Source organism: Clostridioides sp. LIBA-6622 (genome assembly GCF_056716095.1).
In genome coordinates this window covers 2,143,920-2,158,156 of record NZ_CP196998.1, presented here as the reverse complement: position 1 = coordinate 2,158,156, position 14,237 = coordinate 2,143,920, and the positions used below count along the sequence as shown (strand labels likewise).

Here is a 14,237-nt window from a genome sequence, read left to right as displayed (position 1 = left end):
ATATAGACGAAAATATTGAGTAATAAAGTTTATAGATGTATTAGATAATTAGGATTATAAAAATATACAGTATTATAGATAGCACATCTGAGAAAAGGTGTGTTCTTCTATATATCTGTATAGATAAAAGTTTGTATATGATTAAATGCAAGCTAAATTAAGGATAATTTATATGAAGATATAAGGTGATTTGTAATATAAATAAGAACACTATGAAAAATATTATTATGAAAGATTTAGATATAGGAAGTGATTTTGTGCATAGTAAAAGAGTATAAAAATTAAATGATAAATATTATCAATAATTATTGATTTTCATAATCAATCATGATATTATATATTTAGAAAAACGAAGAGATTTCAGATAAAGAAATCTTTTATTTTTTAGATTCTAGTTAGCTATAGCTAACTATTAATTAAAAATATTACAGGAGGTAAGAATGAGTAAAATATATATCGTTTATTGGAGTGGAACAGGAAATACTGAGAAAATGGCAAATTTTGTAGCTGAAGGTGTGAAGTTAAAAGGTAAAACGCCAGAAGTCTTGGATGTAAGCTTATTAAAACCAAGTGATTTAAAAGAAGAAAATAAATTTGCATTAGGTTGCCCATCTATGGGAGCAGAACAATTAGAAGAGGGTTATATGGAGCCATTTGTATCAGAATTAGAAGCTATGGTATCAGGTAAACAGATTGGATTATTTGGTTCATATGGCTGGGGAAATTGTGAATGGATGAGAGAATGGGAAGAGCGTATGCAAAATGCTGGTGCTACAATTATAGGTGGTGAAGGGATTACTGCAATGGAAGACCCAGATGAAGAAGCAAAAGATGAGTGTGTACAATTAGGTAAAATGTTAGCTGAATAAGTTTGTATACTATATTGATTATATAATAACTAATGATAACAACATTATAAAATGCTAAGAGAGACTAATAATACAATACATAAGAAAATATACTTAATAAAAATAGATAAAATATTAGTCTCTTTTAGCATAAATCAAATTTATAATTTAATGTTGTTTTTTAGTTGGTACAATATCATTATAGAAAGATAATAATTGTTTGATAACACAAGTAATAAATGTTGTATCTTGTGCAAAACAAAGCATATTTGCTCCAATATTAACCCAGGTTTCAATACTTTTCTTTTCTGCTGAAGGAAAGGTAATAAAGGGCATATTGTATTTTTTACATGTTTCAGCAGCTTGAGAAATCATGTCTTTTATTTCAACTCTATTCATATCTCCAGAAAACCCCATATCTAAAGATAAATCACCAGGACCTAATGCTATAATATCAACACCTTTGACTTGTACTATTTCTTCAATGTTATCATAACCTGCTTTCTGTTCAATTAACATCATTTTTAATGTCTCGTTATTTGCATTTTCGACATAGTCTAAATAACTCATATTTCCATAATAAGAAGCTCTTTGAGGATTGTACCCTCTTATACCATTTGGAGGATAAGTACAAGCTGATACTGCTTTTTCTGCATCCTGTGCTGTATTAATAAATGGGAAACCTATAATATCTGTTCCCATATCCATTATAGGTTTGACAAGACCAGGGTCACTGTTTGCTAATCGAATTAAAGAAGCAGCACCACCAGCATGTGCAGCTATCATATGTTGTTGTATATCTTTACGGTCTAAAGCACCATGTTCGCCCTCAATCCAGACAAAATCATATCCTGATAGCCCAACTAATTCACTTACAGATGAATCAGATAGTGAAACTGCTACTCCACACAATATCTTTCCTTCATTTAAATTTTCTTTAATCATAGTTGTGTATTTTTCCATTTGTATCAATCCTTTCTTTAGGCAATTTATTTTTACACTTCAAAGAATACAACTTCAACCTAACTTGAAGTCAATACTTTTTTATTGACTATTGTATAATGGATTTTTATAATGTTCTTATTCATATAAAATTTTGGGGAGGGAAAAATATGAAATATTCCATGACTGATGTATCAAAAATAACAAATATTTCTTCATCTGCTATTCGATTTTATGAAGAAAAAGATTTACTGCTTCCTATTAGTAGAAAACCAAGTGGTGTTCGTTATTTCTCTGAAGAAGATATAGAGCGTTTGATATTTATAAAAGAATTAAAAAATGCGGGTTTATCTATTAAAGACATCCATGAATGTTTTCATTTTTGTGATATGGGAGATGATACTATAGACAAAAGAATCCAATTATTTCAGCAACACAAGCAAAACATTAAAAATAAAATATATGAATTAGAAGATTGTATGGATAAAATAGATGAGAAGATATGTTATTTAAATGAAAAAAAGATGTGTAAAAAATAACTCTTATAAAATAATTAAACTTTTAATTTATTTAATATAAAGAATGACAGAAATTAGAGCCACTTAAGTGTATTGTTTTCGAGAAGACTTTTTATAGATAATTAAACAGTGTTCTATATAGCTATTTCTCTATGTAATAAAAAAGGAAATTATGATAAGATATATTAATGTAAGTGGTAAAAATAGTTTCATTTATAGAATTAGTATTTTTAAATGCTATAAATATGAATACTATAAATCTTTACATATATAGTTATATTTTTCTGATTATTATAATTAAAATATTATAATAGAGTTGTTATAGTTGGAGGATGTTAGAATGTATGAATCAAGAGAAAATTATTTGGAGACAATACTTATTCTAGAAAAGAAAAAGGGAATTGTAAAATCTATTGATATAGCTAAAAAGCTAAATTATAGTAAGGCAAGTGTAAGTAGGGCTGTGGGAATATTAAAAGAATATGGTCTTATTATAATGGAAGTAGATGGTGACATCATTTTAACTAAAGAAGGAAGAAAAAAAGCAGAGGAAATTTATGAAAAACATATTTTAATCACTAAATTTTTAGTAAATACATTGGGGATTCCATTAGATATAGCTGAAAAAGATGCATGTAGAATAGAGCATATTATAAGTAAAGATGCGTTTGAAGGAATAAAAAAATATTTAGACAAAAACTAAGAGGTGAGCTTATGGTGTATTTTAGTGAGTCGAATAATGAGGTGCAAAAATTTGATTGGGGAGAGATTGCATGGATACATGAGCCATCAAAAACACAATTTAATAGGCTTAGTGCTGGAATTGTAAGGTTTTTTCCAAAAAACTCCCAAGAAAAGCATTTTCATTTAAGTGAAGAACAGCTTTTATATGTAATTCAGGGAGAAGGAATACAAGTTATTGATGGGAAAAAGGTCAATATAAAGGAAAAATCAATAGTTTATTGCCCACCATATTCAGAACATGAAATTATAAATACTGGTAAATTTGATTTAGTAATATTAATCACTTATGTTCCTCATAAATTTTCAAATTTGAGACAGTTACCTATCGTATTTTCTGAAAATACTATACAAGAGTTAATTAATGTAAATATAATTGAAAATCTTGCAAATCAAATATCTAATATATTGAAACTTAGAATATCTGTATATGATTCAAAACATAAAGAAATATTTGATACTAAAAAAGAAACTAGATTTTGCGATATTTGTAAAAGTGCAAAAGTGTGTAATAGAAGACTTGATAAGAGTATAAATGATAATAATTTTGAAAAAATGTATCAATGTGAGTATGGTATTTCTGGTCTGGAAATACCTATAGTGTTAGAAGAAAATACAGTTGGATATATAGAATGTGGAAATTTTATAATATACAAATCCAGCGATATAGACAAAAACTTATCTAAATTGTCAAGTACTTCAGATATTGACATAAAATACATAAATAAAATTTACAATGAACTTTCATTAATTCCAAAGAGTAGACTGTATGTGTTAAAAGAAAATCTATTAATGATGTCTGAATTTATTCAAGAAATAGCCAAGAGAAATTTCTTTGAAAATCAACTTAGTATAAAAGATGAGGAGATATTGAAGAATAGAAAGGAAAATATAAAGCTTGAAGAAGCACTTAAAAGAGCAAATAGTAAATTATTAGAAGAAAAGTACATTATCAATCCAATTGATATATTCAATAATGTTTTAAGAGAATATCCTTTTGAATTAGAACTTTCTATAGAGAAAGAAATCAAAGCTATGAATTTAGAAGGTATTTATAATCTAATAAATAGTAGTAAATTAATGTATAATGATGTTAGAGGTATTATTCAAGAAATGATATTTGTATTGTCCAGAACCGTGCTTAGAGATTTAGAAGATTTAAAACTTATATCTTATCTAAGAAATAAATACAATAAAAAGATATCACTTACAAATAGTGATGAAGATTTATGGGAACTATTATTACAATTTTCAGAAGAGTGTATTGATAAGAATAGAGAATTTTGGAGAAAAGATAAGAGAAATTTAATTGAAAATGTGAATGAATATATACAAAAGTATTATAAGGAAAATATAAACTTAAATAGTATAGCAGAAGTATTCTTTATAAGTCCAAATTATTTGAGCTCTATTTTTAATGAAAAAAATCAAGTCTCAATAACTGAGTATATAAACTTTCTTAGGATAGAAGAATCTAAAAAATATCTATCAAATATAAATATGAGTATTAGTGAGATTTGTAGGAAAGTAGGTTTTAATAATAGTAGTTATTTTTCACAAATATTTAAGAAGTTTAATAATATAACTCCAAATGAATATAGAAAAAATATACTAGATAATAGAGGTTAGATAAGATTATGTAAGATATATGTTGTTAATAAAATTGAGATAGAATATGTGGAGGAATTTTATGCTTGTAATTATTTTTTTATGTATGGGAGGTTTTTTAGCTGCTTTTGTAGACTCTATAGCAGGAGGGGGTGGACTCATAAGTATGCCTGTTCTTATGGCGATTGGAGTGCCAGTTCATCTTGCTATTGGTACAAATAAATTTGCTGCATCAGCAGGTTGTATAAGTAGTGCCTATAGATACTCGAAATCTGGTAAAACTAATAACGAACTTTTAAAGAAATTAATCCCATTTACTATTATTGGTAGTATTTTAGGAGTAAGATGTGTACTATCAATAAGTGAAGATATACTAAATTTTTTAGTTGTAATAATGATTTTAATAGTAGCTATTTATACTTTTATTTCCAAAAACTTAGGTCAAGAAGATAATTTTGAAGGTATTAATAAGAAAAATCTAAGATTAGGGATGCTTATGGCCCTTGTAATGGGTTTTTATGATGGTTTTTTTGGACCTGGCACAGGGACTTTTTTAACTTTTGGATTTATAAAAATATATGGATATGATTTTTTACATGCTTCTGCAAATACAAAAATATTAAATTTAACAAGTAATATAACATCATTGTTACTGTTTATGATAAATGGTCAAGTATATTATAAGATTGCTATAGTGTTTGCATTAGTGATGATAATAGGTGCTTATGTAGGTGCTAAAGTTGCCATAAAAAAAGGTTCAAAGATGATAAAACCAATATTTTTAGTAATGGCATTGTTTATGGTCACAAAATTAGTATATCAGACGTTATTTTAATTGATTAACTTTTAAAATTTATAATTAATTGTGAGTTTTTATTAGAAAATATATCAAAGAATTTTATGAAAGTTCTAATTATCTTCTAATGTAGTTCATATGTAATACACATATAAATTGTAATATTATATATATAGAAAGGTTATATATCAAAAAAATATAATTTTGATTTTATGGATATGAAATATATAATAATTTGTAGGAGGAGTTATTTATGAATATATCAAGAAGAGCTATGAAAATAATCGAATTGGCACAAAAAATTGCTAGCAAAAAAGGTGTAACAGTACAAGAAGCTTGGAATGATGCAATGAGAGAATACAGAGCAAAATATGAATATGTTGCATAATTGTATGCATTATATTTTAAATATAGGAAAGATATAAAATAAAAGGGCTTAGAGTTAATTTCTAAGCTCTTTTATTTTTTGAAATGAAGATGTTAAACGGAAATAAAATGTGAGTAAAATCAACTCATTTACAGATAATAAAAACTTTATTTGAAAATTTAAAATAGCTATTTAGAAAAAAATCTAAATAGCTATTGAAATATAATAATAGTTGTGCTATATTCTAATTAGATGAAATTCTAAATAGAGAGGTGATGGTGTTGGGTTTTCCAGAAACGTTTAAAGCTCTTTCAGACCCTGTAAGAAGAGAAATATTACTTATGTTAAGGGGGAATAAAATGTCAGCAGGAGAAATTAGTGAAAAATTTAATATGACAAATGCCACAATTTCTTATCATCTATCTCAATTAAAAAAGGCAGGACTCATATTTGAAACAAAGTATAAAAATTTTATTTTCTATGAAATAAACATTTCAGTTTTTGAAGAGGTTATGCTTTGGTTTTCACAATTTATGGAGAAGGGAGAAAAAGATGATGAAAAAAGCGATAAATAAACAATTTATTTTATCTACATTAATATGTTTTATACCATTTATTGTATCAATATATTTTTACAATAGACTACCAAATGAAGTTGCAATTCATTTTGATACTTATGGGAATCCAGATAACTATGCTCCAAAGTTTATAGCAGCTTTCGGGGTACCATTATTAATGCTATGTGTTCACTTATATACATGGTTTAGAATTAAAAATGAACCTAAAAAGGCTAGTTTTTCAAATGTTATGCAAAATTTATCAAAATGGGGGGTTGCTATACTTGCAGTCATTTTACAAATAATGATGGTTTTGTATTCAACAGGAATTAGTTTGGATTTTAATTTTTATACAGGATTGATTTTAGGAATATTAGTTATTTTATTTGGAAATTATCTTCCTAAATGTAAGCAAAATTATTCTATGGGAATAGTTTCACCATGGGCTCTTAATGATGAAGACAATTGGAATAAGACACATCATTTAGCTGGCTGGATTTGGATTATTGGTGGGATATTATTAATTATTAATGCTTTTACGAGTATCCCTTTTTATAATATCTTTGTAATTTTTGTAATTGTAATATTTCCATTTATATATTCTTATTTGCTATATAGAGCTTCAATTAGAAATAACTAATACAATCAATTATTACCATAATATTTAGATAAATATAATACATTTCAGAGCTGAAATATATAATTAAAAATTTACTAAGATATTTGTTTTAGCTCTGAAAAAATATTATTTAATGAAATTAATATGGTTTATTCAAAATTTTAATAACTTATATTAATTAGTTTGTTGAATATAAGTTGAAAATTTGTATTTAATGTTGAAAGTATAAGTATAGTGTGCTACTCTTATAAGAAATTATTTATAAATATAGGAGGTATAACATGAATACTAAAGAAATGAAGGAATATAGAGAATTTTACAATAAAAAATTAAGTGACACAGATGAATTTTTTAGAGTATTTGGAAGCCTTGATGATAAGACTTATTCAGAAGGAGCTATAAGTAAAAAAAATAAAGAACTAATAGGATTAGCTATTTCTATTTTAAGTAGATGTGATGAATGTATTTGTTGCCATATTGAGGGTTGTGTTAATTCTGGGGCAAGTAAGTATGAAATTATAGAAGCAATAAAAATAGGTGTAATTGGTGGAGGCTCTATTACATATCCAAATGCAAGATTTGCGGTAAAGATTTTAGAAGAGTTTGACATATAACTTTAATAGCAATAATTTATTTATATTTGTAGCATTGAGTTATTTAAAATTATACTAAATTTTATTCTTATGATTTTATATTTTTATTAAATTTTCCTAGTTGTATCCAAAAATTCGAAAATACTTTTAAGATTTAGAGTATTTTTATTACAGGCTATATTAAGAATTATATAGTGTTGATTAAATATGTTATATTTTTTATTATTTAAAATAAATTGAATATTGGAATAATTGTATTTATATATTTATATTTCCATGTAATATATATTTTATAATTCATATAAATTTTAATAAAAAGTTTTGGCAAATAGATTAAATAAAGTTTTATTTATTGTATTTTATTATCAAGTTTACTACAAATTAAATTGTCTATTTTTATTTATAGAGTAGAATAAACTGTTTTTGTTAAGAATTTTGAAAGTAAAATCAGACTAAAAAAATAAAGGAACTAATTTGTCTAACGTTTATTGGTGAAAAATAAATATATAGAAGTTATAATAAATATATAAAAGTGTATGAGAGGTGTTATATGTTTGGTAAACCAAAAGAAAGTGTTAGATTTCTAGACTTTAATGATGTAGCAGAAAAGTTTGGGGAGAAAAAGGCTGTTGCAATTTTTGATGCTATAGCTGGAAAAAAATCTAAAGAACATATTATCAAAGATATAGAAAAATTAGTAAAAAATGAAGTTTAGACATTTATAAGGTATATTGAGCTTGAGGGTAGCTCTTTATACCTTCTTTTTTATTATTTGATTGTATTTTAATGTTTTAGATTATGTATATGTCTTTGTATACATAGTATAGGGCTCTTAATAAATAGCATCTAACTTTAGATGAGCGAATTAGTTAATATCCTGTTAATAATATAATTGAAAAATCATCAAGATTTTTAATCTGAATTTTCATAATCAAGTTTTTCTAAATTTTAAAAATTGTGTTTTCTTTTTAAATAAAAAAACTTATTGTTATAGAGTAATATTTATATAGCAATAAGTCTTTATCGTTTAAAATTGTAATTAGTTTCACATAAATTATGATTTAGCAGTTAACCATATATAAGAATGATTTATATAGCTAAAAATTAAATGCTTACATTAAATTATTTTTTAATGTATTAAGATTAAGTTTTGAATCTTCATTATCTTTATTAAAGTATAACGCTTTATTTAAATATTGTTGAGCTTCATCAAATCTTCTATGAAACATAAGTATAACTCCTTTTAAGTTATATATATTACTTGCATTTTTTTTGTAGTCAGAGTCCTTTTTATCTATATATTTTAAAGATTTGTTAATTGAATTCAAAGCATTGTATATTGCATTTGGATAATCAGGATACCCATCAAAACGCATGTAATTACATGCTTGTGCATAATAAAGGTCTGAATCAGTAGGATTAATAGTAATAGCTTTTTTTAGTATGATGTCGACCTCTTTAAAGATTTCCAGTCCATGATCATCAAGTTTAAGTTGAGCAAAATCCATACTATTAATGCCAAATTCTTTTTTAAAATCTTCGTATAACAAGAGCTTGTATTTATTATTTTCTACTATAAAGTATCTATTTACCTTTAAAGATTCATCTTTTTTATAAAGAAGATTTTTTATCTCAAAAGTTTCTTCTAATTTAACCACATTTTTATACTCTTTACCATCATAGTTGTACGTTTCTATAGTTTTCTCTTTACCTATTTTATAGTTAATTATTCTTTTTGTTTCAACTAAAATATTTTGAAATTCTTCAAGATTCTCTAAAATAATTTTTTTCTTGCTGTCTTTACTTAATAAACTATATGCTGTTTCATAGTCGCCAGAGTTCATTCTATCAATATATTGTTTTGCTACTTCACTAGCACTTTTTTTTGGGGAACATCCTGCTAATGATATTACAATTGATAATGTTAAGAGTAAAGTTATGCCTTTAGTAATATTCATAATGCAATCACCTATAATTAAATTTTATTAATTATATTTTAGCATCAAATATTGAATAAGTCATTAGCTTTAAAGTACATAAAGTGAACAGTTTAATAAACTTAAAAATCTAACTCTGATAACCAACTTATTAGTTTATTTTCTCGTTCTTTTAAATTATTATTATTAAACTTGCCTAATTTAATTTCTCCAACAATCATACCATCAGACATAAATAGTACTCGTTCTGTCTTTATTGCTACTTTAGCATCATGAGTTACAATCATAATAGTTGTACCTAATTGATTAATATCTGTAAGAATATCAATTATTTCATTTGTTAACTTGGAGTTAAGTGCACCTGTGGGTTCATCTCCAAATAAAATTTTTGGGTTATTAATTAAAGCACGGCATATAGAAGCTCTTTGAAGTTGACCTCCAGAGACCTGAGTAATATCTTTATCTTTTATTTCTAGAATATTCATTTTTTCCATAAGTCTTGTTGCTTGTTCGTTGATTATTTGACGACTTTTTTCTTTATTTAAGTAAGCAGAAATAATTATGTTATCAAATATATTTAAATTTTTAAGTAAATTACTTTGCTGAAAGATAAAACCCATATTTTTTAACCGAAATTTTGATAATACTTCTTCTGACATATTAGAAATCATTTCACCTGAAAATCTGACTGTACCAGAAGTTAATCTATCCATTCCGCTTATGTTATGTAGTAGTGTTGATTTACCAGAGCCAGAAGCACCCATAACAGATATAAATTCACCATGTTTAATTGACAAATCTATTCCTTTCAAAACTTGTTGTACATTTCCTTTACCAATAGTATACTCTTTAATAATTTTTTTAGTTTCTATAATATTATTCATAACATACTCCTTATTCTATAATAGACATAATTTTTATTTTATTAATTTCTCTACTAATTAATATAATTGTAGTAAATACTGTGAGAGTTAAAACTGATGGACAAAGTACATATACAATTAATGGATTTACTACAAATTGGAGATTGGAGATACCAGAAAGTAGTAATCCTGATATTTTTTGTCCAAGTGTATTTGCCATAACAACACCTAAAATAGTTCCAATTATAAGTACTAGTAAAGCTCTAGTAATATATTGAATGCGTATATCTTTAGTAGAAAATCCTAAGCTAAGCATAATTGCTGTTTGTGGTGTATCTTTAGCTATGAGCATTTTAAAAAACATTGATGTAATTAGTGAAGAAATTACAATAGATATAACAATAGCTAATTTTATAACAAGTCTTAACTGGTTGATAACAGAGCCCAATGTCTGATTTATATAATTATTCATATCAGTAATTTTAGCAGGGTAATAACTTATGCTATATTGCTCTAATTTATCGGCTACATTGACTCCAGATTTTAGATTTAAATTTATAATATGCCATAGAACATTATCTTCACTAGATGGTAGCATAGCTTTTGCAGTCTTACCACCATGTGTAATGTCTTGATATATACCACTAACAGTTAGAATTACCTTTTTATCTTTTGAGAAAATTGATAATGTATCTCCAATGCTTTTTTTTAGTTCATTTGCATTTATAACGGATAATGCAATTTCATTTTCTTTAATTGGAGCAGAACCTTTTACATATGTCAGTGGGAAAGTTTCAAAGTTTCCATTTTCTATTTTAATATTTTCTACTTTACCATCTTTATTTTTTATTTTATATGAACTTGTTGTAAAGGATTCATATTTTTTTATATCATTGTCATCGCTGATTTTTTGTAATATGGAATTAAAAAGATGCTGAGTTTGTTTTGTTTGAGGTAAGTCAATGCGAATATCGCTCTTGCCAGCGCCCATATAAGTGATAAATTCAGGTGATTGAATAGTATTTAAAAAATTAATTGGTACAATCATAAGGAAAATACAAATCATGTATACAAAACAAAGCAACCCATAGACAGTAAATTTTTTTACCACTTCATTTAATCCCAAAAATATGTTAGTATCTGTTATTTTATTTTTGTGTAGTTGAAAGATATAACCATATTTTACCAAGTTAGTAGAATGGCTACCTCTTAATGCATCAACTACAGATATTTTTTTGAATCTTTTAAGAATAATTTTACAAAAGAATATAACACTTAAAAATACAAGAACTGAACCTATAAATGGAATAAGAATGCTAAAAATGGTTTTATCTACTGTTCCCATATAAATATAAATATTTTTTGTAAAAAAAGGTTCTATAAGTAATGAGAGTATGTAACCAAGAAAACTTGCAAAAGATGCAATTAAAAGGTATTTTATCAAATATAGTTTTTGGATGTTATTATTTTGAATACCAATAGCCTTCATAACACCAATTTCTCGATAATCTTCTTCAATTGTTGTAATTAAAGTAAATCGTAAACATAAAATAGAAATTATAATAAGAAGAATACTAATTAAGATAACAATAGCAATTACAATTCCATCAGACACAGAATTTAGTAGTTGGTAAATAGAATAAGTTATTGATGTACCTGTTTGAGGGAGCTCAGTTGATTGATATAGTGCCTCAAACTCACTAATTTTATTTATATCATTTAATAGAAATTCGATTAAATATTCACTTTCTCCTAGATTAGACTTTAACATGTTCCAATCATTATCACTGATTAAAAAACGCTTTGAAGTAACAAGAGAAGGGTTCATTTGTGAGTCACGTATAAAGTCTTTTATTGTAAATTCTATAAAGAAATTACCATTAATAATTTTTATTGTGTCTCCTTTTTTCAAATTGCATTGCTTCATGTAATATACAGGAACTCCTATTTCTCCATCTTTTATTTGCATTATTTGATTGTTCATATCTAATAAAAAATCAAATTTATTGTTTTGCTTCGTAAAACTATTTTCTAGTACACTATTAGCTTGACTTTCTCCTTTACCTCCTAGAAAGATATTAGCTCCATTTATATTTAAAAGTTCAGTAGTTTGCTGTTTTTTTACATATGGAGTTTTAGTTGAAAATTTATCAATTTTTTCTTGGTCTAATTTACCAGAATACATTTGGACATAATGTGGTGTCTGAGATTTTTGAAACAAGGCAGTCACTGAATCAGTGAGTTTTATAGCGATATTTGTTGCACTAGATGCTAACATTGATGCAAGTAAAATAAAAATAAATAGAGTAATTGTTATTACTTTATTTCGTGTTAAATCTTTTAATAATATTCTTTTTAGCATAAATAATCCTCATTTCTTAAAAATTTTATATTGAATATTTTAGATTTAGTTCATAGCAGTTATAGATATATAAGATATAAACTGACCGTCAGTCTATAATGATAATATTATAATATATTTATTTTGTCAAGTCATTTAAAAAATAAAATATACATGTCTTATGATAAAGCCTTTAAAGAGAAGGTACTATAAAAGAGATTAGTAAAAATTTTAAAAAGGGAATAATTAATATAAATTATTTTTAGGCTCTATTAATTAATAATTTTTTAGATTAATTGAATATGTAAAAAGTTATTGATTATTTTGATATATTGATATTTATTGAAAAAGATTTGTTAAAAGTAGAGGTATCATATATAAATTACTATTTTTTGGATGAATTATGAAGAACAATAATTAAATTAATAAATATAAAGATATTTTTTGGTTATTATTAATTAAAAATTTAATTTATATTTAATTAATATAAAATTTGAGAGAATATCATTTTTAAATTGTTTAAATTATGTTATTATTCAGATATAGGCAATATTAGATAAATCTAATGACGCAAAGCTATAGGGACTAAAATCTTTATATAATAAAGGTCATGTCAGCCAGTTGCCAAAAAGATAATAATTCTTTTTGTTAAAAGTATTTTTTAAAGTTATATATTTTTAATAACTTAATATTTGGCAAGAGGAGGGCTTAAGATGATATCTGAGTTAATGTTAAAAAAATTTGGCGAATCAAGCATCAATTTTAAGACTAAGATTAAATTAAATTTAAGGGAAAGACCAGACATAAATAGTATGAAGTTGAAAAGTATACCAGAAGGTAAAATTGTTAAATTAAAATGTGTTGATGGAATATGGGCAGAAGTTGAAAGTAATTATGACAAAGGTTGGTTACTTTATAAATATCTAGAAAAATTTAGCAATGCTAAAAAAAATAATAATAATGACATGATAAAAAACAGAAAAAAGAATTATGTAGGAAATATAAGAACTAATGGTTTAAGTTTAGAACTTAGAAATGATAGAACATTAGACTCTAGAATTATAACTACAATTCCTGATGGTTTTAAGGTTGAAGTATGTTATAGTGTGGGCAAATGGGCAAGAGTTAATATTGATAAAAATGGAAACAGATATTCTGGATATGTATATAATCAATACATAGAAGAATGTTTAAGTTTATCATAATTGGATACTAGTAAGCTTTAAATATACTAAGAAATTTCAGAAAAAGAATCCTATTCATGGGATTCTTTTTCTTTTGTAAAAAACATTATTATAATATTAAATAGAATAAATTAATTAAGTAATTTTAATTTTAAATGGAAGATTTAAGTAAAAATAAGCTTAGCGTGTATTTTGTATGTTAAGTATCATAAATTAATATTGATTTAAAAAAGTTTAATAAAAGAAAGAATTGATGGAATAAAAATTATGTTAAAGATAAGAGAATATATAATAAATTTGAAAAAAATTGTAATTTTTAGTTT

General features: G+C 25.0%; 15 protein-coding genes and 1 riboswitch. Of the genes, 11 read left to right on the top strand and 4 right to left on the bottom strand.

From position 1 onward, the window contains the following. Positions 1–440 precede the first annotated feature (440 nt). Entirely contained in the window at positions 441–869 is a 429-nt protein-coding gene (locus tag ACTG47_RS10435) for a flavodoxin (protein ID WP_169468966.1), read from the top strand. A 147-nt stretch (positions 870–1,016) separates the two neighbouring features. Here the strand turns inward: ACTG47_RS10435 and ACTG47_RS10430 are convergent, their stop codons facing one another. Further along, positions 1,017–1,811: an HpcH/HpaI aldolase family protein gene (locus ACTG47_RS10430; protein WP_479924488.1), complete on the bottom strand. Its 795-nt coding sequence runs from the start codon at positions 1,809–1,811 to the stop codon at positions 1,017–1,019. Positions 1,812–1,960: 149 nt separating this feature from the next. On the opposite strand from ACTG47_RS10430, the gene ACTG47_RS10425 reads away from it, so the two are divergent. The 9 genes from ACTG47_RS10425 to ACTG47_RS10385 all read left to right on the top strand — a co-directional run bounded on the left by ACTG47_RS10425 (position 1,961) and on the right by ACTG47_RS10385 (position 8,304). Then, on the top strand, positions 1,961–2,329 hold the full coding sequence (locus ACTG47_RS10425; RefSeq protein WP_169468970.1) for a MerR family transcriptional regulator: 369 nt from the start codon (positions 1,961–1,963) through the stop codon (positions 2,327–2,329). Positions 2,330–2,648: 319 nt separating this feature from the next. Next, positions 2,649–3,011 (top strand): metal-dependent transcriptional regulator, encoded by a 363-nt coding sequence (locus tag ACTG47_RS10420; protein ID WP_479924487.1) that lies wholly within the window; start codon positions 2,649–2,651, stop codon positions 3,009–3,011. 11 nt (positions 3,012–3,022) lie between these two features. Further along, the gene (locus ACTG47_RS10415; protein ID WP_479924486.1) at positions 3,023–4,678 is read left to right on the top strand and encodes a PocR ligand-binding domain-containing protein; all 1,656 of its coding nucleotides are present in this window, start codon (positions 3,023–3,025) and stop codon (positions 4,676–4,678) included. A 61-nt stretch (positions 4,679–4,739) separates the two neighbouring features. Then, positions 4,740–5,492: a sulfite exporter TauE/SafE family protein gene (locus ACTG47_RS10410; protein ID WP_479924485.1), complete on the top strand. Its 753-nt coding sequence runs from the start codon at positions 4,740–4,742 to the stop codon at positions 5,490–5,492. A gap of 214 nt (positions 5,493–5,706) precedes the next feature. Then, entirely contained in the window at positions 5,707–5,841 is a 135-nt protein-coding gene (locus tag ACTG47_RS10405) for a hypothetical protein (RefSeq protein WP_479924484.1), read from the top strand. Positions 5,842–6,095: 254 nt separating this feature from the next. Then, positions 6,096–6,395: an autorepressor SdpR family transcription factor gene (locus ACTG47_RS10400; protein WP_479927078.1), complete on the top strand. Its 300-nt coding sequence runs from the start codon at positions 6,096–6,098 to the stop codon at positions 6,393–6,395. Then, a complete protein-coding gene (locus ACTG47_RS10395) occupies positions 6,376–7,017 on the top strand; it encodes an SdpI family protein (protein ID WP_479924483.1) in 642 nt (213 codons plus the stop codon). Before ACTG47_RS10400 ends, ACTG47_RS10395 begins: the two co-directional genes overlap by 20 nt. Before the next feature lie 260 nt (positions 7,018–7,277). Continuing rightward, entirely contained in the window at positions 7,278–7,610 is a 333-nt protein-coding gene (locus ACTG47_RS10390; protein WP_479924482.1) for a carboxymuconolactone decarboxylase family protein, read from the top strand. A gap of 529 nt (positions 7,611–8,139) precedes the next feature. Next, positions 8,140–8,304: a hypothetical protein gene (locus ACTG47_RS10385; RefSeq protein ID WP_003424195.1), complete on the top strand. Its 165-nt coding sequence runs from the start codon at positions 8,140–8,142 to the stop codon at positions 8,302–8,304. A gap of 397 nt (positions 8,305–8,701) precedes the next feature. Here the strand turns inward: ACTG47_RS10385 and ACTG47_RS10380 are convergent, their stop codons facing one another. From ACTG47_RS10380 to ACTG47_RS10370, 3 genes are all read right to left on the bottom strand, one after another. After that, positions 8,702–9,547, bottom strand: coding sequence for a hypothetical protein (locus tag ACTG47_RS10380; RefSeq protein ID WP_169467033.1), 846 nt, complete (start codon positions 9,545–9,547; stop codon positions 8,702–8,704). A gap of 101 nt (positions 9,548–9,648) precedes the next feature. Continuing rightward, complete coding sequence (locus ACTG47_RS10375; protein ID WP_479924481.1) at positions 9,649–10,410, bottom strand: ABC transporter ATP-binding protein; 762 nt, start codon at positions 10,408–10,410, stop codon at positions 9,649–9,651. Between the two features lie 10 nt (positions 10,411–10,420). Beyond that, complete coding sequence (locus tag ACTG47_RS10370; protein ID WP_479924480.1) at positions 10,421–12,751, bottom strand: ABC transporter permease; 2,331 nt, start codon at positions 12,749–12,751, stop codon at positions 10,421–10,423. 514 nt (positions 12,752–13,265) lie between these two features. Then, a riboswitch (cyclic di-GMP riboswitch) is annotated at positions 13,266–13,359 on the top strand. 84 nt (positions 13,360–13,443) lie between these two features. Here ACTG47_RS10370 and ACTG47_RS10365 point away from each other — a divergent pair. Continuing rightward, positions 13,444–13,935 (top strand): SH3 domain-containing protein, encoded by a 492-nt coding sequence (locus tag ACTG47_RS10365; protein WP_169467028.1) that lies wholly within the window; start codon positions 13,444–13,446, stop codon positions 13,933–13,935. Positions 13,936–14,237: the final 302 nt, after the last annotated feature.